This window comes from Lactonifactor longoviformis (assembly GCF_042848515.1).
In the GTDB taxonomy this organism is placed as follows: Bacteria; Bacillota; Clostridia; order Lachnospirales; family Lachnospiraceae; genus Lactonifactor; species Lactonifactor longoviformis.
Genome location: NZ_AP031453.1, coordinates 3239083 through 3263403, shown reverse-complemented (window position 1 = coordinate 3263403; position 24321 = coordinate 3239083). Strand labels below are relative to the sequence as shown.

Here is a 24321-nt window from a genome sequence, read left to right as displayed (position 1 = left end):
ATGGAAAAGCAAACTACTGTCCGGGGACATGCTGCCGCGGGCGTTACAATACTGATCTGGGGCACCACCTTTATATCTACAAAAGTACTATTAAGGGAGTTTACGCCCATAGAAATATTATTTATACGTTTCCTAATGGGATATCTTGTGCTGTGGCTGGTGTATCCCAGAAAGCTTGCTCTGACCTCCAGGAAGCAGGAGTGGTATTTCGCCGCAGCAGGGCTCACCGGAATTGCCTTGTATTATCTGCTGGAAAATATAGCCCTGACGTATACCCTGGCATCTAATGTTGGAGTTATTATATCCATTGCTCCGTTTTTTACTGCTGTATTTTCCTGGATATTTCTGGGAGGAGACAGGCCGGGAAAACGCTTTCTGTCCGGCTTCGTCATTGCCATGGGAGGAATAGCCCTTATCAGCTTCAGCAGTGAGGCAAAGCTCTCCATCAATCCCCTGGGAGATATACTGGCAGTGGCGGCTGCAGTTGTGTGGGCAGCATACTCCACCATAACAAAAAAAGTCAGTGCCTTTGGCTATCATGTGATACAGGCAACCCGGCGCACATTTTTTTACGGGCTGATCTTTATGATTCCGGTTATCCTGGCAAGTGATTTTAAGATAAGCCTGGGGCAGGTCACCCAGCTGAAGAACTTGGGGAATCTGTTGTTTTTGGGAGTCGGAGCGTCTGCCATATGCTTTGTGACGTGGAATTTCGGAGTGAAAATCCTGGGGCCGGTGAAAACCAGTGTGTATATCTATATGGTTCCGGTAATTACGGCGGTAACCTCTGCCATTATATTAGGGGAGAGGATACCCGGAGCATCCGTTTTTGGGATACTTATGACATTGGCGGGATTGCTGCTGTCAGAGGGGAGGAGTAAGAAAATAGAAATAGGAAGTGAAAAAGGGACAGGGCTTTCCGAATCTGGGACACCCTGAGTTGATTTGGGGACGTGTTCTTTCTAGAAAGAACACGTCCCCAAATTTGCTAAAATTTACTTTACTGCCATTTCCAGTCTCTGATTTCCGGCAGATCCTGGCCATATTCAGCGATATATTGTTTATGTTCTACCAGCTTGTCCCGCATTTTCTGTACCAGGTAGGAACCCCGGTTGCCCAGCTGAGGCAGGTGCTGAATGACATCCTGTACCAGGTGGAAGCGGTCGATTTCATTCTGTACACGCATATCGAAGGGGGTGGTGATGGTTCCCTCTTCCTGGTATCCGTGGACATATAGATTCCGGTTATGACGGTGGTAGGTGAGTTCATGGATCAGGGTCGGATATCCGTGGAAGTTAAATATGATAGGTTTATCTTTGGTAAAGAGTGCATCGTAGTCTGCGTCGCTTAAGCCGTGGGGGTGCTTGGACTGAGGCTCCAGTTTCATTAGGTCTACGATGTTTATTACACGGATTTTGATTTCTGGCATTGCCTCTCTTAAGATGGTCACTGCTGCCAGGGTTTCAAGGGTTGGGGTATCTCCGCAGCAGGCCATGACTACGTCGGGCTCTTCGCCCTGATCGCTGCTGGCCCACTCCCAGATGCCGATTCCCTGTGTACAGTGTTTTACTGCCTGCTCCATGGTAAGCCACTGGGTACTGGGATGCTTGGAGGTAACCATAACATTCACATAATTTTTGCTTCTGATGCAGTGGTCAAAGCAGGAGAGAAGACAGTTGGTGTCCGGCGGAAGGTATAGGCGTACAACGTCTGCTTTTTTGTTGGCTACATGATCTAAGAATCCGGGATCCTGATGGGTAAATCCGTTGTGGTCCTGCTGCCATACATTTGAGCTTAAAATGAAGTTCAGGGAGGCGATTTTCTGCCGCCAGGGAAGCTCGGAGGTTACCTTCAGCCATTTTGCGTGCTGGCTGAACATGGAGTCTACGATGCGGATAAATGCTTCGTAGCTGGCAAAGAAGCCGTGGCGTCCCGTGAGAAGATAGCCTTCCAGCCATCCCTCGCACATATGCTCGCTTAGCATGGAATCCATGACCCGTCCGTCATGCGCAAGAAATTCATCGTTGTCTTTCAGATCCCCGTTCCAGTCACGGTTTGTAACCTCAAATACTTTGCCCAGGCGGTTGGACATGGTTTCGTCAGGACCGAAGATACGGAAGTTTCGGCTCTTCTCGTTGAGCTTGAAAATATCTCTCACGAATCCGCCCAGCTCAATCATATCCTGTGCTTTTACTGCGCCCGGAGCCGGAACGTCAAGGCCGTAGCTGCGGAAATCCGGAAGGCGCAGGTCACGGAGCAGAAGTCCTCCGTTTGCGTGGGGATTCGCCCCCATACGCCGATCGCCCTTTGGTGCCAGTTCTTCCAGTTCAGGAATCAGACGTCCGTTTTCGTCAAATAATTCTTCCGGGTGATAGCTTAAAAGCCATTCTTTCAGCAGTTCCAGATGCTCCGGCTGCTCCATGGACATGGGAACCTGGTGGGCACGGAAGGTTCCTTCGATCTCGCTGCCGTCAACGCTCTTCGGTCCGGTCCATCCCTTTGGCGTGCGGAGAATTATCATAGGCCACTTAGGACGGGAGGAATCATTGTTTTCCCTTGCATTTTTCTGAATCTCTTTGATCTCCTCTATTACCGTATCCAGCGTCTCTGCCATGAGACGATGCATGGTCATTGGGTCATTGCCCTCTACAAAATATGGTTTCCAGCCGCAGCCTTCAAAGAATTTTTCCAGCTCTTCATGGGAGATGCGGGAGAAAATGGTGGGGTTGCTGATCTTATAACCATTCAGGTGCATAATAGGAAGCACAGCACCGTCGGTCACAGGGTTCAAAAATTTATTGGAATGCCAGGCGGTAGCGAGAGGACCAGTCTCTGCCTCTCCGTCACCTACCACACAGGTGGTGATAAGCTCCGGGTTATCGAATACCGATCCGAATGCATGAGCGAGAGAATACCCAAGCTCTCCGCCCTCATTGATAGAGCCAGGGGTTTCCGGGGCTACATGGCTGGAGATTCCGCCCGGGAAAGAAAATTGTTTGAATAATTTTTTCATACCCTCCACATCACGGCTGATGTTAGGATATACTTCACTGTATGTACCTTCCAGGTAAGTATTGGCCACCATAAAGTTTCCGCCGTGTCCCGGACCTGAGATGTAGATCATGTCCAGATCGTAGCGTTTAATCACGCGGTTTAAGTGTACATAGATAAAGTTCTGGCCTGGTACGGTTCCCCAGTGGCCTACGATCTTTTTCTTTACGTGCTCCATGGTAAGAGGCTCACGCAGCAGCGGATTGTCAAGCAAATAGAGTTGTCCGGCGGAAAGATAATTGTCTGCTCTCCAGTAGGCATCCATCTTCTGAAGCAGCTCATCATTTAAAGGCTGTTTTTCCAGACAGGTATTCGTTGTTTCTGGCATGGTAATACTCCTTTCGCAAATCATCTTAATAAAGTGTTTATTTTTTAACGATCATGAGTATAGTACTTGTTGACATGTAACACAACTTGTTTTTAAAAAGTTTTGAAAGGAATTTCCTCCTATTTTTGATGCTGCGTCCAGGAATAAAGCCTGTATTTAGACAGAAAAAGGGTTTTACCGTGGCAGCAAGACACAGGGGATACAAAAAAGCAGCAGCCGCAGTATGGGTAAGAATAAGAAAATTGATACAAGTTTGAAGTATATCAAACAAGATTGACAAACGAAGTAGTTTTATATATAATTTATGTTATATAACGATAATTATATAAGGAGGAAACTATCGTGCCACCTAAAGCTAAAGTTACAAAAGATATGGTTATAGACGCCGCCTTTGAAGTTGCCCGTGAGGTCGGTGCTGAAAACATCAATGCACGAACAATCGCCAACAAGCTAAACTGTTCTACTCAGCCTGTTATGTATCATTTTGCAAAAATGGAAGATTTGAAAAAGGCTTCTTACGCAAAAGCGGATAGTTTTCATACGGAATATCTGATGAATATAGACAATCCGAAGGAAGGAATAATGCTTGGGATAGGGCTTAATTATATTCGTTTTGCCATGCAAGAGCCAAATTTGTTCCGCTTCTTGTTTCAGTCGGGGTTTGCGGTGGAAAATAGCTTGCTTGAAATGATTGACTCGGAAGAACTTATCCCCCTCCTTACTGCTATGCAGGATGCAATGAAAATGAGTATGGAGCAAACAAAAGAGGTATTTGTAACTATTGCTTTGTTTGCTCACGGGTATGCAAGTATCATTGCCAACAATTCGTTGGAGTATGATGAAAAAGTTGTAGCTTCTCATTTGGAACGGGCATATCGAGGAGCCGTATTAGCCTTACAGGAGGAAACGAAGTGAAGAAGTTATATGAGAAAAGCGAGCTGGCCTTTGCACTTGTCTGGATTGGAATTTATTGTGTTTTGCAATCCTTAGCCAACCCGCTAAATGAAATAATTGGAATTGAGAAATCTGCAAGTGCTGTTTTCTGCATCATACAGGCTGTTGTATTGTTTGTCTTTATGCAAAAAAACGGACTACTCCAAAAATACGGGCTTTGCAGGCCCTATGCATCAGCCCGTCGGTTTCTTTATTACATTCCGCTTTTTATCTTGGCTACAAGTAATCTTTGGAATGGGGTTACGGTGAATTATCCCTGGCTGGAAATGGTTTGCCATATCGGTTTAATGATTTGCGTGGGGTTTATAGAAGAAGTTATTTTCCGAGGTTTTCTCTTTAGTGCGATTGCTAAAGATAATGTAAAAACTGCAATCATCATTTCGAGTGTTACATTTGGCATCGGACATTTAGTGAATTTAGTAAATGGCAGCGGTATGGAACTTACGGCAAACCTGTTCCAAATTGTGCGGGCAATTGCCTTTGGTTTTTTGTTTGTAATTTTGTTTTACCGTGGCGGGAGTTTGCTTCCCTGTATCATTACTCATTCTGCGATAAATATACTTAGTGCTTTTGCAAATGAAACAGGTCTAACCGTAGAGAGGCGTATGGCTTTCACCTTGATGGAATGTGTCATTATCGCTGTCTATGTCTTAATTCTTATAAAAACGCTGCCGAAAAACAGGAGATAAATGCTGATAAGAAATAATTTGAATCACTTCGCTGCTTATCTGATGCCGCAGCACAGGCCTGTTTATCTGTACTGCGGCACCCTTTTATATCTGCAGATTCTTAATCGTCCTGTCCAGCGCCTCATAAAACCCTGCAATCTGTAATCCGTCAACCAGGGCATGATGACAGAGCACAGAGACTGGGATCACGGTCTCTTCATGAAGCACAGAGTATCTGCCCCAAGTAATCCTCGGATTGCTGTCGGCCGGCATGGGAACAGGCTGAATAAAAGAAGTATAGGTAAACCATGGCAGCGTGGATATAAAAATCAGTTCATTCCCGTCTTCCTCGTTATCCTCCACAGATCTTGCCTCCTTTGCCTGAGCCTGTTCCGAAACAGCATAGGGCAGATACTGGGAAAATGGCATATTGCTGTCAAGGGTACAGTAGCAGTAGGTACCGTCCTCCAAAGCTACGGTGTGGGAGGTTCTGCAGTTTTCATATTCTATAATCCCATCTTTGAAGATTCTCTGGCGGAATTCCGGTATTTCGTTGGCCGCTTTTGAGATACAGTAGCAAAAGGTTAGAAAAAACGGTAGCTTCTTTTCTTTTATTTTCTTTAAGAAGTCAGTAATTGTCACATTTACAGTGACTCCCACATAGGGGTATGCCAGACTGTTAAAGTAGTCAAAATGCTTTTTCCTTTTATAAGAATTCATATCTAGATATTGATATTTCATAATAATTTATCCCTTCGAATGTTTATAATAATCCAAAACTGCCTGGGCTGTGTGATTATCATGTACTATTTTGTATTATATAGGATACAAAAAACGCATGTCAATATATATTAGAGGCCTATTCTTCCTGTGATTGACAATTATTGCCTGAAATAGTATGATGAACCTATAAAATTTACGTAAAAAACGGGAATGGGAGAGGGAAGAATGGGTGTTACAATTAAAGAAATAGCAGAGGAGGCAGGCGTCTCCATTGCTACAGTGTCCCACGCACTGAATAAAACCCGCTATGTCAGCCCTGAGATATCCGACAGGGTTCTGGCTATTGCACGGAAAAAGGGATATAAGGCAAAGCACGGGGTGAGTGAAAAAACCCGGAAGTATAAATTAGGAAAAATGTCCGAGATAGCTCTGGTGATACCCAATACCTTCAGTGTAGTGTATACGCGTCTGATCGCGGTTCTCTCCAAACTGGTGGATGAAGAGGGCTATACGCTGTCTATATACCTTTCTGACGGGGAACCGGAACAGGAGCGGCACATTCTGAACGAGATTATATCCAACCGCAGAATTGCCGGGGTCATACTCTGCCCCGCAGATTCCGGAAAAAAACATTATCAGAAGCTGATGAACTGCGGCAGGCCTTTTGTATGTCTGGAGCGGATGATTGAAGGAGAGGAAGCCGATGCGGTTATCTCTGATAATGTACAGGGACTGAGGACCGGCACGGAGCATCTGATCAAATGCGGCCATGAGAGAATCGCATTGCTCTTGGAAGACAAAACCCTGAGTACGGTAAAGGACAGAAGGGAAGGTTATCTGCAGGCATTAAAAGAATATGATGTGCCCTGCGACGAAGAGCTGATCGCCTGTGTAGGCCTGGAGGACGGGGAAGAGGCTAAGGAGTCCATCAAAGCATTTATCAAAAGAATGTCGCCCACTGCGATTCTGGCCGGAGGCAACACGCTTACGCTGAGATGCCTGAAGGCTATGGGAGAGATGGGGCTGGAGTGCCCAAAGGATATCTCCATCGTAGGATTCGGAGATGACAAATGGTGTGAACTTATAACTCCGGCGCTGACTACCCTGATACAGGACACGGAGGAGATTGGAAGAAAGACAGTGCGTCTACTGCTCAATAAAATAGAAGGGGTTTCCCAGGAGAGGCACGCTGCACAGAAGATTGTGGTTCCCATGGAATTATCGGTACGCAAATCCACTTTGAACATCGCCCGGGGTCCTTTTGGGGAAAAGGTGGTGTATCCCGAGGAAAATTTCCTTTCGGAGGAAGATCTTGAAGTTCTGAAAAACGGAAACTATACGGTAGGCATTTCTTTTCATTATACAGGAAATGAATGGACAAGGCTTCACGAAAAGGCGATCAAAGATACTCTGAACAATATGGGTGTCCGGGTACTTTCCGTGACAGATGCCAATTTTGACCCGGATCTGCAGAATACACAGCTGGAAGGTCTGATTATGCAGCATCCGGATGCAATTATCGCCGTACCCACAGATGAGGTGAAAACGGCAGCAAAGTTTAAGGAGCTGGCCGGGCAGACCAAGCTTATCCTGATAAACAATATGCCAAACAGTCTGGGGAAAGAGGAATACAGCTGCTGGCTATCGGTCAATGAGCGGGAGAACGGTCAGAATGCAGCCAGGATCCTGAGAGAACATTTTCAGGGGCAGGAGAATGTGAAGGTGGGAATGCTGGTTCACGGGGCCCCTTTTTTTGCTACCAAGCAGAGGGACTTTTTTGCAGAGCAGACATTCCTTGAGGATGGTTCGAATATCCGGGTGGTTTCCAAGCGGAGCTTTTATCAGATTGACAATGCCTATGAGGTCTGCCGGCGGATGATACAGGATCATCCGGATATTCAGGGGCTCTACATCACCTGGGACAGACCGGCGCTTCAGGCCATCCGGGCTCTGGATGAATTGGGCCGGGAGGATATCGCCATCACGACGACGGATCTGGACTACGAGATTGCAGCCTGCCTGGCAAAGGGAAGATATGTGGTGGGGCTGAGCTCCCAGAGGCCCTACGATCAGGGAATTGCGGTGGCAACGGCAACGGCCAGGGCATTGTTGGGCAAATGCGAACATAAATGTATCGGTGTGCCCCCCTATACGGTTATGGCCGGTAATCTGGACAAGGCATGGAAGGAAATTCTTAAGACAAAGATGCCGGAATTTGAGTCAGCAGCCCCTCAGCAGGCAGGGGGGTATCAATCTTCCGGCGCAGCAGAACAGCGGAGGATTTGACTTGCGCGGGCGCAGTGAGTATGCTGCAGAAGAGCGATGGTTTTGAAGAGATCAGAACCATCGTTTTTTTGTGCAAAAAACATATTTTACGTAAAAATACGAGAGAAATCTAAGAGGCACGTAAAAAAGAATCCGGAAAAATAGGTAAAACAAGAGAAAGAATTGACAATTTGGCTAAAAAATACGATAATTAAATCACGCAATAGTAAAAAACGCGATAAAATGGTTAAAAAGGAGAATGCCTATGAAGGTAACACTTCAGGAGATTGCCGAGGAAGTCGGGGTTTCGATTGCAACGGTTTCCTTTGCGCTGAACAGGACCAGATATGTAAGTCCTGAGCTAGTACAAAGAATAGAAGAAGTTGCCAGGGAAAAAGGATATCATACCAAACAGGAAAAACAGGGGAAGCTGCGCAGGGGAAGGCTGTCTGAGATTGCGCTGGTTATCCCAAGTCTGGACAGCAGTTTTTATACCCATGTGATACCTGCGGTATCCAGGAAAGCGCGGGAGCGGGGGTATATGATGGCAGTTTATGTATCTGACAATGACAGAGAGAGGGAGAAGCATATTCTGGACGGAATTATGAGCAGCCGGAGAGTTGCGGGGGTGATTCTCTCCCCCTCCTGCGAGGATGAAAAGGCGTACAGCGGCATCCTTTCCTATGGAATCCCTCTGGTTTTTATCGAACGGATGCTTTCCGGAGAGGCAGCGGACAGTGTCATATCCGATAATGCAGAGGGAATACGAAGAGCTGCGGAGTACTTAATCAAGTGCGGACATGAGAAAATTGTTCTTCTTCTGGAAAAACGCCACCTGTCATCGGTGGATGAGCGAAAAAGGGGATATGACATGGCACTGAATCAGTATGGCCTGTCTGGCAGCGAGGATATGGTGGTTGGCGTTATGCTGCAGGAGAAAGAAAGCACTATGGAAACGATTGCTAAGGTACTGCGGGAGAAGAGAGCAACTGCAGTATTGGCAGGCGGAAACGTGCTCACGCTTTATCTGCTGGAGGTTATCTCGAAGTTAGGAATCAACTGTCCGGAAGAGCTTTCTGTGATCGGATTTGGGGACGGAGACTGGTGCGGACTGGTGAAGCCTCCCCTTACCGTGCTGAAGCAGGATATTGATAAGATTGCGGAGGAAACAGTGGCGTACATAACAGATGAAAAAGGAGGCAGACGGGAAAAAAAGATCAAACGGATTCCCATGGAATTCTGCATCAGAAATTCCGTGCAGAATATTGCGAGAGGACCCTTCGGCGAGAGGGCGGTATATCCGGAGGAAATTGTGCTGTCGGAGGAGGATGAACGGCTGCTTAAGAGCGGAAATTACCGGGTGGCCCTGGCGTTTCACTACAGCGGCGACGAGTGGACATCACTTCATGAGAAGGCCATATTGGAGACGCTCAGCGGATATGGGATTCATGTTCTGACGGTCACGGATGCCCACTTTGATCCGGAACTGCAGAAGACCCAGCTGGAAGGGATTATGATGCAGAAGCCGGATGCAGTGATAGCAGTACCTGTGGACGAGGAAAAAACTTCCGGAATTTTTCAGGAGGTTGCCAAAAAGACGAGGCTGATTTTGATTAACAGTATGCCGAGAAGCCTGAAAAAGGAAGATTATGCCTGCTGGATCTCGGTAAATGAGAGAGAAAACGGGCAAAATGCTGCCAGGATCCTGGGCGATCATTTTTTGGGAAAGGATAACGCAAAGGTAGGGCTGCTGGTGCACGGGGCGGAATACTTTGCAACGCGGCAGAGAGACTTTTTTGCTGAAGAGACCCTTCGGGATCAGTATCCTGCTATAGAGATTGTGAATAAAAAAAGTTTTGGCTGTATAGAGAATGCGTACGAGGCTTGCCGGAGGATGATAGAGGAGACGCCGGAGATAGAAGGGCTCTATGTCACCTGGGAGCGTCCGGCCCTGGAGGCCATCAGGGCGCTGAAGGACCTGAGGAGAAGGGATGTAGTAATATCCACTACCGATCTGGATTATGAGATTGCATCTTACATGGCAAAAGGGGAAATGGTAATCGGGCTTAGTTCCCAGCGGCCTTATGATCAGGGGGTGGTTGCTGCAGTGGCGGCGGCAAAGGCTCTTTTGGGAAGATGTGACAGTAAATGCATAGGAGTCCCCCCTTATCGGGTGGAAGCAGAAAAGCTGGAAAGGGCATGGAAAGATCTGATAAAAACGAAAATGCCGATTTTAGTTAAAAAATAGAAGAAAAAACATTAAAATTTACGTAAAAATCGTTATAAAATAAACTATATGGTATTTTAAACAAAAATACGTTGACCCCACAGGGGGCGCATGCTATAATTTACCTGTATTTAAGAAAAAACAAACAAAAAATTAGTAAAAATGATTGTACAATCAAAGAAAAAAAGAAACTATTATGTATTTAACTAAAATGTGGAAGGAAGGTTTTCATGTTAGCTGCAAAATTACCGTGTAAAGAAACCATAAAAGTTGTGGAGGAGCCCATTCCCGTACCGAAAAAGGGAGAGGTGTTGATTCGAATGAAGGCGTCAGCCCTGTGCAGAAGCGATTTGCACAGATATCATGGGGTGGCTTTGTTTGATGAGGATGACAAAGAAGCGAATATTACCCCGGGACACGAACCCTGCGGGATTGTAGAGGAGCTGGGAGAGGGCGTAACGAAAGTAAAAAAAGGCGATCGGGTGGCGATTTACCTTGGACTGGGATGCGGGACTTGTCCGGACTGCCTGCGCGGGGATATCATGCTGTGTCCCGAGTTTCGGTGTATTGGATTTGCCGTCAACGGTGCACATGCAGATTATATGACGATTCCGGAAGAGAATTGTCTGCTGCTTCCGGAAGGAATGGATTTTATTACAGGGGCTCTGGCTACGGATGTGGGCGGCACTCTGTACACAGCGTGCAAAAAGATTGAGCTAAACGGGACAAAAACGGTAGTGATCATCGGATGCGGCCCTATGGGAAGCGGAGGAATCCTTATGGCAAAAGGCTTCGGCGCAAGAGTGATTGCTGTTGATACAGATGAAGAACGACTGCAGACAGCTCTGGATCTGGGGGCAGATTACATAATAAATCCTTGCAGCACAGATGGTCCGGCGAGAGTCAGAGAACTGACACAAGGCCGGGGTGCGGATGCTGCTATAGTGACTGCGGGAGGAGATATTCCCCTGAATTCGGCCCTGAATTCTATAAGGACACAAGGCCAGGTGGCGCTCATCGCAGAGTCTAACCGGGCAGTCATTGACCCGAGCAATCAGTTTGTCCGGACACTGGCGGAACTGAAGGGGTGTTGGTATTTTAACCGGGGAGACTGGGAGGAGATATCGGATTTCATTGTGAATCACAAGATTGATATGAAGAAGATATCCAGTCACACGTTTTCCATCGCAGAGGCAGAGAAGGCTTTCCCGTTGTTTGACTCGGGAAAAACCCAGAAGGTTGTCTTTGTGTGGGAATAGATAGAACAGTAGTAACGAAACAGGAACGAAAACACAGGAGGTATTTTATGAAGAGAAAATTGGCAAGTGTACTTTTAAGCACAGTAGTGGCAGCCAGTCTGCTGGCAGGGTGCGGGGGAAATGAAACGTCCTCTGAAACGTCCGGGAGTGAAAAGACAGCAAAGGAGGAAACGTCGGATAAGACCTACCCGGAGCTGGACCTGAATCCTACCGAAGCGCTGAGTGTGAGCACCGAGGGAATCCAGGCGGCGGCGCCCTCTGCATTTACCCTTACAGACGAGGATATTCAGAAACTGAAGGACGGGAAATATAAGGCGGCTTTCTGCTATCATACACAGAGCGATACCTGCAACCAGACGAAATTGGCAAATGCAAAGAAAATGCTGGAGGACTGGGGAATTGAGACGGTTTCTGTGACAGACGCGAATTTTGACGCAGCAACCCAGACCTCTCAGATCGAAAGTACTATGGCGCTAAAGCCGGATGTTCTTTTTGTTATGCCCTATGATGCGGACGCGTGCGCATCGGCCTTGGATGCCAATGTAAAAGGAACGGATACAAAATTAGTGTTCATGGAAAATGTCGCCACGGGCTATAAGGCAGGCACGGATTATGCGGGCTGCGCCAGCTCCGACAGCTACGGCAACGGAAAGGCCTGCGCAGATATCCTGGCCAAGGAGATTGGATATAAAGGCCAGGTTGGCATGATGTTTTACGATCTGGTATATCCGGTGACCAATGAACGTGACCGGGGATTTCGGGAGACGATAGAGAATTCATATCCGGATATTGAAATTGTAATGGAATCCGGGTTTACCGACCCTAACGATACCGGTACAGTCGCAGATGCTATTCTCGCAAAATATCCGGATATTGACGGCATTTACGCATCCTGGGATATACCGGCCGAGGGAGCCATTGCCTCCGCCCAGTCCGTGGGAAGAGATGACCTGATTATCACCTGCTGCGATCTGGGTGACACCGCAGCGAAGAGTATTGCTACAGACGGTATGATCCGGGGTTCAGGAGCCCCCCGTTCTCCCGAACAGGGCCAGGCGGAAGCGCTTGTAGCAGCCTATGCACTGCTGGGGAAAGAGATGCCCTCTACTTTTGTGACACCTCCTGCGCTGCCGGTAGTAAAGAGTAATCTTCTGGATGCCTATAAGACAAGCTATGGGATTGAGGCTCCTGACTGGCTGCAGGACCTTACAAAATAGAGGTGCGCTATGGCTGATTATGTATTGGAACTGGAAGGAATACGGAAAGCTTTTGGGGGAGTCCCTGTACTTCAGGATGTGGATTTCCGGCTGGAAAGAGGCAGCATTCATGCCCTGGTAGGGGGAAATGGTGCCGGCAAGTCTACCCTTATGAAGATACTGACGGGCGTATATGTAAAAGATGCGGGAGTCTGCAGAGTGAACGGCAGAGAAACGGTGATCCGGAACTACAATGATGCGAAAAAGCAGGGGATCAGTCTGATTTTCCAGGAGCTGAGTCTTATTCCGACTTTATCCGTCAGCGAGAATATATTTTTAAATAAAGAGATAAAAAAAGGCAGGTTTCTGGATATAAAGGCCATGAATGAAAAAGCCCGCAAGCTGCTCCTTAGTCTGGGCATTGACATTGACGTGGAAGAAAAGATTCAGAACCTCAGCGTGGGCTGCTGCCAGCTCATAGAGATAGCAAAGGCATTGTCCAGCAATACCTCAGTCCTGGTTATGGATGAGCCTACAGCTTCACTCTCCGACAAAGAGACCGAGATTTTATTTCAAATTATTGACGGGCTGAAGAAAAAAGGGATTTCCATTATCTACATATCCCACCGTATGAATGAGATTTTTCGGATTGCTGACTGCATCTCCGTACTCTGCGGAGGAAAGATGGCTGCCAGCAAGCCTGTCTCAGAGTATACACTGGAGTCTCTGATTGAATGCATGCTGGGCGGTAAGAAAAATGAGCAGGCCATGGTATGGAAGGATCGGGAAACTCCGGTGGGAGAAAAGGTGATGCTGCAGGTGGAAAATCTCTCCGTGGGGAAGTCTGTAAAGGAGGTTTCCTTTCAGGTGAAAGCGGGGGAAGTAGTGGGACTTGCCGGTCTGATGGGAAGCGGAAGAACTGAGGTAATGGAATGTATCTTCGGCATCCGTAAGAAAACCGGAGGCAGGATTTTCCTGGACGGCCGGGAAGTGAACTTTAAAAATGTAAGGCAGGCAGTCAACGGCCGGGTAGCCCTGGTGCCTGAGGACAGGCGCCGGGAAGGCCTGGTGCTGATGCACTCTCTCAGGGAAAATATGATAGTTACAGATTTTAACGGTGTAAAGAGCTCCGGACTGATTCGGACAGATAAAATGAATGCAGTCAGTGAAAAGGCTGTTCAGGATTTGAAAATAAAAGCAGACAGCGTGACTACGAGACTGTTTCATCTGTCAGGCGGCAATCAGCAGAAGGTGGTAATTGCCAAATGGCTGAACACGCGTCCAAAGCTGCTGATGCTGGACGAGCCCACGGCCGGAGTTGATATCCATGCAAAGAGTGAGATAATTGAAATTATACGGCAATTTATCAGGGAAGGAAACAGCGTTATCTTTGTCTCATCGGAACTGTCGGAGATGATGGCGGTCTGCGACCGGGTTGTCGTACTGCATGACGGCGTAAAAACCGGAGAACTTACTCACAGAGAAATAGACACAGAGGAGGTATTGCAGCGTGCGATCCAAAACAATTAAGAAAATAGACTTATACCAATATATGGTATACATCATATTTATTGTGGTGCTGATTTTTTTCGCCGTATGGTTAGGACCAAGCTTTTTTTCAAGGTCAAACCTGCTGAATATTACCAGACAGACAGCTATGGTGTCTGTGATGGCCGTGGCTATGACCTTTATCATAGCCAGCGGACAAATTGATTTATCTATCGGCGCAGTAGTGGCCCTGTCCGCGTTAATATCTGCGTGGCTGCTGGAGAAGACAGACAGTATTGCCCTGGCTCTGTTCTGCGCCCTTTTAGTGGGAACGCTGGTGGGGATGATCAACGGACTGCTGGTGACTTATCTGAAGATTCCGGCCTTTCTGGCGACGCTGGGCATGATGAGCATTATCAGGGGATCTGCTATGTGGATGACGGCTACAAAGGCCATTACCATCCGCAATACCACTTTTAACAATGTATTCGGTATGGGAACCATTGCCGGAGTTCCGATTGTGCTTCTCTGGACTCTTATTGCCCTTCTCATCGGACATGTTGCGCTCAGATATCTTCCCTATGGAAAAAAGGTTCTGGCTATAGGCGGAAACCAGACGTCAGCATTTTATTCGGGCATCAACATTACAAGAATTAAGATTATGGTATTTGCCGTCATGGGATTTGCCTCCGCTTTTGCCGGGATTATATACTCGGCCAGAATGCAGACCGCCCGGTATACGTACGGTGAAGGAGACGAAATGAACGTGATTGCTGCGGTAGTGCTGGGAGGTACTTCCATGGCCGGAGGAAGCGGCAATATTATCGGTGCGGTGGTGGGCTCCCTGCTTCTTGGAGTCATCAATAATGGGCTCATCATCGGCGGTCTGGATACTAGCCAGCAGCAGATTGTCAGGGGAATTATTATTCTGCTGGCGGTAGCTCTGAGCACCTTCAATACTAAAGAACGTACATAGAAAGGAGTTTAATCAATATGAAATATGCATTTAACACATGGGCTTACAGTCATTTTCCCTGCTGGGTGCCTTCCTATTCTTTTGAGGAGACCATAGAAAGGCTGGCGAGGATTGGGTATGACGGTGTGGAGATCGGATGTGCACAGCCGCAGGCCTGGCCTTACTATACGGATAAGGAAAGAAGAAGAGACATGCGCAGAAATCTTGAGGATAATCAGATCGCGGTGGCCTCGGTACTCCCTGCGCCGGGTGGCGGTCCCGGGGGAAATATTGCCTCTGCCTGCGAACAGGAGAGAGCGTGGACCGTACAGTACTGGAAGGACTGTATTGACCTGGGCCTGGAGATCGGTGACTGCAAAAGACTTTTATGTGTCTGCGGATGGTATATCTATGGCACAAAGTCCAGGGATGCCTGGAAATGGGCTGTGGAAGGAATCTCAAATGTGGCGGACTATGCAGCTAAGAGCGGTGTTGTCCTGATGCTGGAACCCACGGCGGCTGACAGCAATCTGGTAGAGTCCTGCGAGGACGCCATAAATATGATGGAGGATGTAGGGAAAGAGAACGTAAAGCTGATGTTTGATACTACCCACGCACTGTATAGAAATGAAGTGCCTTCCGATTATGTGTATCTGATGGGAGAAAACCTGAAACATATCCATATGGCGGATTATGACAGAAAAGCACCGGGTACCGGGGGATGTGATTTTGTAGATATTATGCGCGCTTTAAAGGAAATTCACTATGACGGTTATGTGACTATGGAAAATGGATTTCCCACCAGGGATTGTCACCCCGATGTGGTGGCCCGGCAGTCTCTGGAATATTTGAAAAAAATTGAAGAAGCGCTGTAGCGGGAGGGGAATTATGATTAAGGTTGGAGTGATTGGATGCGGTAAGATTGCGCAGGTGCGTCATCTTCCTGAATATGCTGAGAATAAAGATGCCCAGATTGCAGCAGTCTTTGACTTATGCCGGGAAAGAGCGGAGGAAGTGGCTGCCAGATATGGGGCCAGGGCTTATGACTCATATAGCGAGCTTCTGGCGGACCCTGATATAGATGCGGTGAGTGTATGCGCTGCAAATGCGGCTCACTGTGAGATTACGGTGGCAGCGCTGAAGGCAGGCAAGCATGTACTCTGCGAAAAGCCTATGGCAATTACCTTAGAAGAGTGCGAGCGTATGGTAGAGACGGCAAAGGAAACCGGAAAATATCTTATGGTAGGACACAATCAGCGGCTGACAAAAGCGCATGCTAAGGCAAAAGAGCTTCTTGTAAAGGGAGAAATCGGCAGTATACTAACCTTCCGCACTGCCTTCGGCCACAGCGGACCTGAGACTTGGGCCATCGACAGCAAAAGTATATGGTTTTTTGACAAAAAGATGGCTGCCTTCGGGGCGATGGCCGATTTGGGGATTCATAAAACCGATTTGATCCAGTATTTGACCGGACACAGGGTAGAGGAAGTTATGGCCGTAACGGCAACCTTGGATAAAAAAGACGCATCCGGGAAGAAAATCGGGGTGGATGATAACTCCGTCTGTATCTATAAAATGGACAATGGAATCGTGGGAACCATGACTGCCAGCTGGACAAATTATGGGGAGGAAGAGAATTGGACAGTTCTTTACGGGACAGAGGGTGTCATGCACATATATGAAGATCCGAAATACTCCATCATAATTGAAAAGAAAGATGCAAGCCGGGTGTATTACCAGGCAGATCAGATACAGACCAACTCGTCGCAGACAAAATCCGGAATTATAGACGCATGGATTAGCTGTCTGACCGAGGGGCGGGAGCCGGAAATATCCGGGGAGGAAGCCCTGTCAGCGATGCGGGCAGTATTTGCAGCCTTAGAATCCGCAGAAACCGGAAAGGCAGTCAAAACAGCGCCCCATTAGTTTAGGAGGTATTAGGGAAAATGAAAAGACCAATAACATTAGCATCCGGGCAATTTGGAGATATGGACTTGGAATCCTTGTGCCGTATGGCCTCTGCCATTGGATACGAGGGCCTGGAACTGGCTTCCCATGCACATTTTAATGTGACGGAGGCACTGGAGACGGAAGACTATATTCCCCGGGTGAAGGAAACCCTGGAGAAATATCACTTGAACTGTTATGCTGTCTCTGCGCATTTGACAGGTCAATGCGTGGGGGACAGATGGGATCCCAGGCTGGATAATTTTGCGCCGGGAGAACTCCGCGGCCAGCCGGAGAAGATTCGGGAATGGGCAGTGGAGGAAATGAAGCGGACGGTGATTGCGGCATCCAAAATGGGAGTAAAGGTTATCACGGGATTTACAGGATCTCCCCTGTGGCCCTGGTGGTATTCCTATCCCCAGACTACCGGAAAAATGATAGAACAGGGATACGAGGAGCTGTGTGAGCTGTGGAATCCTATCTTTGATGTGTTTGACGAGTACGGGATTAGGTTTGCTTTAGAAGTACATCCCACGGAAATTGCCTTTGATTACTATACCACAGAAGAACTGCTGAAGAGATTCCGGTATCGCCCGGCATTGGGGATTAATTATGATCCCAGCCATCTGGTATGGCAGGGAGTAAATGAGCTGACATTCCTCAGAGACTTCAGAGAGAGAATCTATCATGTCCACATAAAAGATGTGAAGATGAACAGGAACGACAGAGCCGGCATTCTGGGATCCCACCTTGAATTCGGAGATACCAGAAGAGGGTGGAACTTTGTGTCTGTCGGACATGGGAATGTGGACTTTGACGGGATTATACGGGAATTAAACCAGATGGGATATGAGGGGCCCCTTTCCGTAGAATGGGAGGACTCCGGAATGGAAAGAGAAAAGGGCGCCAGGGAGTCATTTCAATACATACAAAAGATGAATTTTTCGCCCTCTGAGATTGCGTTTGACGCGGCGCTGAAGCAGGAATAGAAAAGGTACGCAGATTATATTCCCCGGCTGAATGGAAAAATTTACCATCAGCCGGGGAGTGTTTTATCCTTTACAATTAAATGTAAAATAATTAATTGCAGGAGGATAAGTTATGCAGAGCAAAACCTATGGGTATGTCCGTGTATCCACAAAGGAGCAGAATGAAGAACGTCAGATGATTGCCATGAGAGAATTTGGAGTGCCGGATTCTGCTATTTATATGGATAAGCAGTCGGGGAAGGATTTTGAGCGGCCGAACTATAAGCGGTTAATGAGAAGGATAAAAACAGGAGATGTTCTGGTTATAAAGAGCATTGACCGTCTGGGAAGAAATTATGATGAGATTTTAGAACAGTGGCGCACCATTACAAAGGTGAAGCATGCTGCCATTGTGGTGCTGGATATGCCCCTTTTGGATACCAGACAGGGGCGGGATCTGACGGGAGTTCTGATTGCTGACATTGTGCTGCAGCTTTTAAGTTACGTGGCTCAGACAGAAAGAGAAAATATCCGGCAGCGGCAGGCAGAAGGGATTGCCGCCGCAAAAGCCCGGGGAGTGCATATGGGCCGGCCGCCGATGAAAACACCGGCCGGCTTTTCCTCTGCGAAAAAGTTGTATCAGGCAGGGGAAATCACTTCCCGGCAGGCGGCCGGGCAGCTGGGAATCTCATCCACTACGTTTCTTCGGTGGGTCAGACAGCGTTAAGCCAGAAGTTCCCGGATCCTCTCCTTGATCTGGGACTTAACCTTTGCCCTGAACACCCCGGTATAGCCGGCGCGATCTGCAATTTTAAGCAAATGCTCCTGACAGAGCTGTACGATCTCCGGCTGTGAGATTTCAAAAACGGTCAAAGGCTGTGAGGTGCGGACCAGGAGGGCCAGCTGTCCATCTTTTACCATAAGAGTGCCCTCTTTTTCAACTCTTGGATCTATGGGTATAAAGTGGTAATTCTCAAAATTCTCTAAAATGCGGAGAATGTTCCTGAGATGCATGACATAAATTTCCGGTGTGTAGTAAAGAGGAGGGCCTTCCCCATAGGACAGGATAATGGGAACCTTCCCATTTCGGACATCTTCTGCGCTGGCAAGACAGGCGATATCAATAAAATCATGCTTCTTCCAATTCTCCTCGATCAGATGGAACTCCTGAAGATACATAGAGCCTAATTTTTTCAGATTCGGCTGCTCGATATGGTCAATGCAGTAAGCCATTAATTCCGGCGGTGCTGTCTCTGCCGACAGAGAACTCACCTTTTGAATACGAGCGGCGCCAAGGGACAAGAAGCGGGAAAAGCACTGCATCAGCTTCTCAGAGGTGGTATATATGTTCTGCATAGGACGGCAGAGAGACAGGTAATCCTGAAATCGGGATGCGTGTGTATGCGTCAGTCTTTTGTCCGTGGTAATTAGAGTTGCGCCGCCCGACTGCTGATGGGCTATGGATGCAGAGGTCATGGCAATTTCCCCCGGCACTACGAGGAGCGTGCAGCGGTGGACGTTGTCTCGGAGTCTTGGATAAACATAGGTAGTTACTTTTCTTGTCAGGTAAATGGGCAGCCATCGAATAAGAGAATCAAAGGCCATATTAACCTGAGAGGCGGGCGGTGCTATCTGACAAAACCGGAATCCCCGGTGACAGAGCGTAAGGCCCCATTTCTGCAGGCTGCCGGAAAATTCGAAATCTTCAGAAATCCAGCTGTCATCTTCATCTGAAAAGAGGTAAATGGTATAAGGCTTTTTCAGAGTGAGCAGATGCTGATATACGGCACGTGCAGCGGCACGTTTTCCGTCATTTCCATAAAAGGCCCTGCTTTCTGCCCTCGCGGTAGCAGTCTCTGGCATGGGGGCTGCTTCTCCATCCTCAATGGACAGAGTTTCAAAGGTTCTTATAAAACGTCCTACCTCATCTGTTTCACCGCATAACCAATAGTAAAGAACCTCTGTGAGCAATTCTTTTTTCATTGTCAGAGCCTGTTTGATTCCCAGCATCCCCGAGAGAGCCTGCTTTTGATACTGCGTAGTACAGCGCTTTGCAAAAAAAGAGGACATAGCCTTTATATGCTCTTTGTTTTTGGGAACTCCCCTGGCGCCTGTACGGAGTCTGCTGATGAGAGAGGGATCCACCTTGAGCTCTCTGGCAAGTGTGCGGTTTGTAACCTGCGTTAGATTTAATAAAAAAATTAGTTTTTCGTAAAACTGCATAGAATCTCTCCTTTTCATCAGTATACAAAAAGATACGGATGTTTGCAATATAAACTGTCACGGTTGGTGACATAAAAATGGCATTGCCAAAACATGAGCAAGACTTGTTCTTTTCAGAGAAAAGAAGTATTCTAAAGTCACAGATACAGAGCGTGTCGTTTGGGTTATTCTGTATCTTATCTTTGAAACAAAAGGTACACCTTTAGTGACATAAGAAGTATACTTGAAAAAAGCAAAAAACCGCCCACAAGGACGGTCAAAATGTGTCAATCTTCTTGACACTATATTGATATAAAAAGTGTACCATAAATTACAAGTACATATTTGGCACAGCTGTCGAAAGGCAGTGTCGCAAAGCTATAGGGGTTTCTCTTTTCCGTAGGTGAAAGAAAGCCAGCCAGTTGTTTGAATACGTAAGAGCAGCTTTGCAGAGCAGGCTCTTTTTTTTATCGATTTTCGGTTTACCTGATGTTATCCCCTTTACGAAAACAGGAAAGGAAGCTATCCATATGAAAAAAGAAAGTATACTACTTAGAGTTGCTGAGCGCTCAGGGTACAGCCTGGCCGAGACAGAGCAGTTTTACACGGCATTTGTGGAAGTTTTTACTGAGGTTCTGGGACAGGGGGAGACTATGGAATGTCTGCCGGAATTAGGCCGTTTCATTCCAAAAGTGAATGACAATCCGGCGAGAAACCCCAATTCACCCCGGAATCCTAAAAAGATGCATTGCTTTGTGCAGTTCAAACCAGGAAAAAGACTGGAGAGTTCGCTCTGTCTGGGGGCTTTACAACGTATGGCCGGAGACAGCGGATACTCAACCAAAGGTAAAAAATCGGTATAGACGGCCGTTCCGACGTCTCCTCTTGACATAGAAGCGGAGACTGCTTGTAGGGATAACGGGAATTTTGCTGTTTTGCTTAAAAAATATGGAAAAGAGGGATATCTTTGAAAAACAAAAGGAAAAATCCGTCACTGTCCAGTGTGGTCGGTATTATAATGTGTATTATTTTTATACCTGTTATTATCATTAATCTAATTTTAATTGTCAGCAGTTATACCAATCCGGAAGAAATACCTGGTGTATTTGGCGTTAAGCCCGCCGTGGTACTGTCCGGGTCCATGGAACCCACCATACAGGCAGGAGATTTGATATTTATACGGAAAACAGACCCGAATAAATTGCAGAAGGATGACGTGATTTGTTATCTTTCCTCGGGAAAGGCGATTACCCACCGGATTGCTGATATAACCACCGGAGAAGACGGAAGACTTCAGTTTATAACCCGGGGCGATGCCAATAATGCGGAGGATCAGCTGCCTGTCACTGCCGATCAGGTCCAGGGGATCTGGAAAGGCGGACGCATCGGGGGATTGGGTAATTTTATCCTGTTTATGCAGTCAACCACTGGCATGATTCTTTTTATTGTCTGCCCGCTGCTGCTTTTCTTCCTCTGGGATATCTGGCACCGGCGGCGGCTGGATAAGGCTGAGAATGCCCGTACCAAGGAACTGGAGGCGGAGCTGAACGCACTCAGGGCCGGGAAAGAGAAGCCGGATATAGAAACTTAATATTGTATGCATTGGCCTTAAGCCTGCGGGCACAGCGCAGGGGATAGGGCAATACAGAACCGGGTGCGAAAGTGTGCCTGGGATAAAGTGCCGCAGGCACACGGGAGCCGTGTCTGGGCCAAATGATTTTTAGCTGACAGGGTTCCCTTACAAAGACAGAAAGAGAGGATAACGTTATGAAAAGAAAATCTCAAGCATCACGTCTCGGCGTCCTGGCACTGGCGCTGACACTTGTCACTACCTGCCTGACGGGCGGTACCATGGCCAAATATGTTACGGAGGTTACCGGAAATGCAAAAGCTACTGTGGCAGCCTGGAGTTTCAATGCTGATGGTATAGGCACAGCAGAAAATCCTATTGATCTGGGAAGTACGGCAAACAGAACTGCTTACGCTGCAGAGAATATTAAGGATGGTGTGATTGCTCCCGGTACGTCTGGAAGCTTTAATATTGTAATTGATGGCAGCGGCAGTGAGGTTGGTGTGGACTACAAATTAAAGATTGCGGCAGCAGATGGAATAACACTTCCCGATGATCTCACCTTTACTACTAATGATTCAGGAAAAGATACCGCTTACACCCTGGGATCAGACATTACAAATACTATAAAGTATGCGGCAGACAGCAATAGCATGAAAAAAACGATTACTGTTAAATGGACATGGGATTTTGGAGAAGGCGACGCCAAAGACAGCAATGATAACAATTATGCAGATAATGACTGGACCCTGAACATTACTGCAACGGGTACACAGGCTAAACCCATAGAAGCAACTCCAGCTCCTTAAACTTTCTCCCCGTCTCTCTGTGCCGGGGCGGCAGTACCGGGGGCTTTCAGCCCCCGGCAAAGGATACGGGCCAGCCGTATGTTTTGCCAAGGGCTGAAATACCGACCTTTCTCATAAGGAGGAAAGAATATGGAACAACAGGACAGCTTACTTATAAATAAAGACAGCGGACAGAATAGACGGCGTTGGATGCCGGCTCTTTTTCTGCTGCTTTTTATCGCACTTATTACTTCCTGCGTGGTAGGTTTTATACTGGGACGGAATGCAGGCCCGGCTTCCCTGGGACAGATTATAGATACCATTCTTCTGACGCCGGAGGAGCCTTCTTCTCAGACCGTCTTTCATCTTTCCGGTCAGGTGCTGTATTCCGATGGAACCCCTGTTTCCGGGCGTAATTTGGAACTTCACAGCGATCCCGTTGCCACAGTGTCAGGGTCTGACGGGAGTTTTCTCTTTCCCAATATAACAGAAGGAAATCATACCATATTTGTCCTTAACCCGGATGGGACAGCAGCGGCACAGCGGGAGCTGCAAATTCAGTACAGCGATGCCGGGGAGGCATCCATTGAACTTCAGGATAACGGAGCATATGTGATTCAGCTTTCTCTGGATATCCGTATGCTGGAGATTCTAATTGAGCTGGATGGAGAGGATATTTATATTAACTCTGAGAATATTTCTTATGCCACACGGGATGGCAGGGTGGTTACGCCTGCAGGGAGTGCCTCTGTAAAAGACGGTGTGATTGTGACTCCCAGGGGGAACGTATGTCTGCCGGACGGCAGCATTGTGTTTCCGGGAGGATCCAAGGATGACACGACCTATATCATACAGACAGATGACACGGTACTGCTCAATCGGGATACTACCGCAGGGGATATCAAGGTTTCTTCTGACGGAACGATAAACCTCCCCGACGGCACAGTGATTGAGCCGGGCGGCAGAATCACAACTCCGGATGGGTCAAATATAACTCCGGGAAATACCGGTGTACTCATAAAAGATGAGACGGTAGTGCCCATTGGGGGCAGTCCTCAAGGTCAGGTGAAACCCCAGACTCCAGGTACTGCAGATACTCCTCCGGTATCCGGAAACGGACAGGTGACAACACCCAGCCAGTCTGGAACGTCTGACTCCCCGGACAGAAATACCGGCACACAGCCCGGAACTTCGGATTCGTCAAATACCAATAATCCGGGAGGGGGAAACAGCAGTACAACTGTAGTTCCCGACCAAGGGAAACTTCAGACCTCCAGGCAGGATAAGGACGGCAGTTTTAAAGAGTGGGAGCAGAATGCTTCTATTAATCTTTTTTATAACCATGAGACAGGTGAGATTGAAAAGATAGCACCAGGATCCAGCGGCTATTATGTCTTCCGCCTGAAAAATGCAAGGAAGGAAAAGCTTACGGTTACTCTGAATATTGCGGAAAGCTCCGGCAGTCCTCACCTTCCCCTAAAATTCACTCTGCATCCTCAGGGACAAAAGGGAGGAACTTTCGTCTCTCTGGGAACTTCGGGAGAAGGAGCGGCTCTGGAGACAGTACTTGCGGCCGGTGCCCAAGCCGTCTATCAATTGGACTGGGAGTGGCCCTTTGAGAGCGGCAATGATGAGTCAGATACTGCAGCGGGCAGCCGGGGCAGTGCCTATGTTCTGCTGCTCAATATTCATGCGGAGGGAAAAGACTGAGGGAATATATCATAAAAGAAAG

The 24321-nt window shown here is 47.5% G+C and carries 20 protein-coding genes and 1 riboswitch; of the genes, 17 read left to right on the top strand and 3 right to left on the bottom strand.

The genetic code is table 11. The annotated features are described in order from the left end of the window. A complete protein-coding gene (locus ACGHCT_RS14885) occupies window positions 1-939 on the top strand; it encodes a DMT family transporter (RefSeq protein WP_390436590.1) in 939 nt (312 codons plus the stop codon). A 61-nt stretch (window positions 940-1000) separates the two neighbouring features. Here the strand turns inward: ACGHCT_RS14885 and ACGHCT_RS14880 are convergent, their stop codons facing one another. Further along, complete coding sequence (locus ACGHCT_RS14880; protein WP_072854294.1) at window positions 1001-3379, bottom strand: phosphoketolase; 2379 nt, start codon at window positions 3377-3379, stop codon at window positions 1001-1003. A 342-nt stretch (window positions 3380-3721) separates the two neighbouring features. Here ACGHCT_RS14880 and ACGHCT_RS14875 point away from each other — a divergent pair, with 342 nt between their 5' ends. Both ACGHCT_RS14875 and ACGHCT_RS14870 read left to right on the top strand, forming a co-directional pair. Further along, window positions 3722-4294 (top strand): TetR/AcrR family transcriptional regulator, encoded by a 573-nt coding sequence (locus tag ACGHCT_RS14875; RefSeq protein WP_390436589.1) that lies wholly within the window; start codon window positions 3722-3724, stop codon window positions 4292-4294. Beyond that, complete coding sequence (locus ACGHCT_RS14870) at window positions 4291-5022, top strand: CPBP family intramembrane glutamic endopeptidase (RefSeq protein WP_390436587.1); 732 nt, start codon at window positions 4291-4293, stop codon at window positions 5020-5022. The genes ACGHCT_RS14875 and ACGHCT_RS14870 overlap by 4 nt, the downstream gene beginning before the upstream one ends. A gap of 84 nt (window positions 5023-5106) precedes the next feature. Here the strand turns inward: ACGHCT_RS14870 and ACGHCT_RS14865 are convergent, their stop codons facing one another. After that, the gene (locus ACGHCT_RS14865; protein WP_072854291.1) at window positions 5107-5742 is read right to left on the bottom strand and encodes a CatA-like O-acetyltransferase; all 636 of its coding nucleotides are present in this window, start codon (window positions 5740-5742) and stop codon (window positions 5107-5109) included. Between the two features lie 207 nt (window positions 5743-5949). Between ACGHCT_RS14865 and ACGHCT_RS14860 the strand changes: the two genes are divergently transcribed. The 10 genes from ACGHCT_RS14860 to ACGHCT_RS14815 all read left to right on the top strand — a co-directional run bounded on the left by ACGHCT_RS14860 (window position 5950) and on the right by ACGHCT_RS14815 (window position 18756). Next, window positions 5950-8010 carry a LacI family DNA-binding transcriptional regulator gene (locus ACGHCT_RS14860; RefSeq protein ID WP_390436585.1) on the top strand — a complete coding sequence of 687 codons (2061 nt, stop codon included), beginning with the start codon at window positions 5950-5952 and terminating at the stop codon, window positions 8008-8010. A 244-nt stretch (window positions 8011-8254) separates the two neighbouring features. Continuing rightward, window positions 8255-10237 carry a LacI family DNA-binding transcriptional regulator gene (locus ACGHCT_RS14855; RefSeq protein ID WP_390436583.1) on the top strand — a complete coding sequence of 661 codons (1983 nt, stop codon included), beginning with the start codon at window positions 8255-8257 and terminating at the stop codon, window positions 10235-10237. Window positions 10238-10446: 209 nt separating this feature from the next. Further along, window positions 10447-11475, top strand: coding sequence for an alcohol dehydrogenase catalytic domain-containing protein (locus ACGHCT_RS14850; RefSeq protein ID WP_390436582.1), 1029 nt, complete (start codon window positions 10447-10449; stop codon window positions 11473-11475). Between the two features lie 47 nt (window positions 11476-11522). After that, the gene (locus ACGHCT_RS14845; RefSeq protein WP_072854278.1) at window positions 11523-12692 is read left to right on the top strand and encodes a substrate-binding domain-containing protein; all 1170 of its coding nucleotides are present in this window, start codon (window positions 11523-11525) and stop codon (window positions 12690-12692) included. Between the two features lie 9 nt (window positions 12693-12701). Continuing rightward, a complete protein-coding gene (locus ACGHCT_RS14840; protein WP_390436581.1) occupies window positions 12702-14201 on the top strand; it encodes a sugar ABC transporter ATP-binding protein in 1500 nt (499 codons plus the stop codon). Next, a complete protein-coding gene (locus ACGHCT_RS14835) occupies window positions 14182-15135 on the top strand; it encodes an ABC transporter permease (protein ID WP_072854276.1) in 954 nt (317 codons plus the stop codon). Before ACGHCT_RS14840 ends, ACGHCT_RS14835 begins: the two co-directional genes overlap by 20 nt. Before the next feature lie 17 nt (window positions 15136-15152). Then, window positions 15153-15989, top strand: a complete 837-nt coding sequence (locus ACGHCT_RS14830; protein ID WP_072854275.1) for a sugar phosphate isomerase/epimerase — start codon at window positions 15153-15155, stop codon at window positions 15987-15989. Between the two features lie 13 nt (window positions 15990-16002). After that, the gene (locus ACGHCT_RS14825; RefSeq protein ID WP_072854274.1) at window positions 16003-17040 is read left to right on the top strand and encodes a Gfo/Idh/MocA family protein; all 1038 of its coding nucleotides are present in this window, start codon (window positions 16003-16005) and stop codon (window positions 17038-17040) included. A gap of 20 nt (window positions 17041-17060) precedes the next feature. After that, window positions 17061-18050 carry a sugar phosphate isomerase/epimerase gene (locus ACGHCT_RS14820; RefSeq protein WP_072854273.1) on the top strand — a complete coding sequence of 330 codons (990 nt, stop codon included), beginning with the start codon at window positions 17061-17063 and terminating at the stop codon, window positions 18048-18050. A 112-nt stretch (window positions 18051-18162) separates the two neighbouring features. Next, the gene (locus ACGHCT_RS14815) at window positions 18163-18756 is read left to right on the top strand and encodes a recombinase family protein (protein WP_072854272.1); all 594 of its coding nucleotides are present in this window, start codon (window positions 18163-18165) and stop codon (window positions 18754-18756) included. Here the strand turns inward: ACGHCT_RS14815 and ACGHCT_RS14810 are convergent. Next, a complete protein-coding gene (locus ACGHCT_RS14810) occupies window positions 18753-20252 on the bottom strand; it encodes a hypothetical protein (RefSeq protein WP_072854271.1) in 1500 nt (499 codons plus the stop codon). The genes ACGHCT_RS14815 and ACGHCT_RS14810 overlap by 4 nt on opposite strands. Before the next feature lie 316 nt (window positions 20253-20568). Further along, a riboswitch (cyclic di-GMP riboswitch) is annotated at window positions 20569-20661 on the top strand. Window positions 20662-20761: 100 nt separating this feature from the next. Between ACGHCT_RS14810 and ACGHCT_RS14805 the strand changes: the two genes are divergently transcribed. The 4 genes from ACGHCT_RS14805 to ACGHCT_RS14790 all read left to right on the top strand — a co-directional run bounded on the left by ACGHCT_RS14805 (window position 20762) and on the right by ACGHCT_RS14790 (window position 24299). Beyond that, complete coding sequence (locus ACGHCT_RS14805; protein ID WP_084068111.1) at window positions 20762-21094, top strand: HU family DNA-binding protein; 333 nt, start codon at window positions 20762-20764, stop codon at window positions 21092-21094. Window positions 21095-21198: 104 nt separating this feature from the next. Continuing rightward, window positions 21199-21822, top strand: a complete 624-nt coding sequence (locus ACGHCT_RS14800; protein ID WP_390436579.1) for a signal peptidase I — start codon at window positions 21199-21201, stop codon at window positions 21820-21822. Window positions 21823-21998: 176 nt separating this feature from the next. Then, entirely contained in the window at window positions 21999-22610 is a 612-nt protein-coding gene (locus ACGHCT_RS14795; RefSeq protein ID WP_390436577.1) for a hypothetical protein, read from the top strand. Window positions 22611-22739: 129 nt separating this feature from the next. Then, a complete protein-coding gene (locus tag ACGHCT_RS14790) occupies window positions 22740-24299 on the top strand; it encodes a hypothetical protein (RefSeq protein WP_390436575.1) in 1560 nt (519 codons plus the stop codon). The last annotated feature ends 22 nt before the right edge of the window (window positions 24300-24321 follow it).

Bases quoted from the DNA above. Each gene is read 5' to 3' on its own strand.
- ACGHCT_RS14865 (WP_072854291.1), bottom strand. From the start codon at position 5,742: ATGAAATATCAATATCTAGATATGAATTCTTATAAAAGGAAAAAGCAT.
- ACGHCT_RS14815 (WP_072854272.1), top strand. From the start codon at position 18,163: ATGCAGAGCAAAACCTATGGGTATGTCCGTGTATCCACAAAGGAGCAG.
- ACGHCT_RS14820 (WP_072854273.1), top strand. From the start codon at position 17,061: ATGAAAAGACCAATAACATTAGCATCCGGGCAATTTGGAGATATGGAC.
- ACGHCT_RS14860 (WP_390436585.1), top strand. From the start codon at position 5,950: ATGGGTGTTACAATTAAAGAAATAGCAGAGGAGGCAGGCGTCTCCATT.
- ACGHCT_RS14885 (WP_390436590.1), top strand. From the start codon at position 1: ATGGAAAAGCAAACTACTGTCCGGGGACATGCTGCCGCGGGCGTTACA.
- ACGHCT_RS14795 (WP_390436577.1), top strand. From the start codon at position 21,999: ATGAAAAGAAAATCTCAAGCATCACGTCTCGGCGTCCTGGCACTGGCG.
- ACGHCT_RS14855 (WP_390436583.1), top strand. From the start codon at position 8,255: ATGAAGGTAACACTTCAGGAGATTGCCGAGGAAGTCGGGGTTTCGATT.
- ACGHCT_RS14825 (WP_072854274.1), top strand. From the start codon at position 16,003: ATGATTAAGGTTGGAGTGATTGGATGCGGTAAGATTGCGCAGGTGCGT.
- ACGHCT_RS14850 (WP_390436582.1), top strand. From the start codon at position 10,447: ATGTTAGCTGCAAAATTACCGTGTAAAGAAACCATAAAAGTTGTGGAG.
- ACGHCT_RS14805 (WP_084068111.1), top strand. From the start codon at position 20,762: ATGAAAAAAGAAAGTATACTACTTAGAGTTGCTGAGCGCTCAGGGTAC.
- ACGHCT_RS14840 (WP_390436581.1), top strand. From the start codon at position 12,702: ATGGCTGATTATGTATTGGAACTGGAAGGAATACGGAAAGCTTTTGGG.
- ACGHCT_RS14810 (WP_072854271.1), bottom strand. From the start codon at position 20,252: ATGCAGTTTTACGAAAAACTAATTTTTTTATTAAATCTAACGCAGGTT.
- ACGHCT_RS14790 (WP_390436575.1), top strand. From the start codon at position 22,740: ATGGAACAACAGGACAGCTTACTTATAAATAAAGACAGCGGACAGAAT.
- ACGHCT_RS14830 (WP_072854275.1), top strand. From the start codon at position 15,153: ATGAAATATGCATTTAACACATGGGCTTACAGTCATTTTCCCTGCTGG.
- ACGHCT_RS14845 (WP_072854278.1), top strand. From the start codon at position 11,523: ATGAAGAGAAAATTGGCAAGTGTACTTTTAAGCACAGTAGTGGCAGCC.
- ACGHCT_RS14880 (WP_072854294.1), bottom strand. From the start codon at position 3,379: ATGCCAGAAACAACGAATACCTGTCTGGAAAAACAGCCTTTAAATGAT.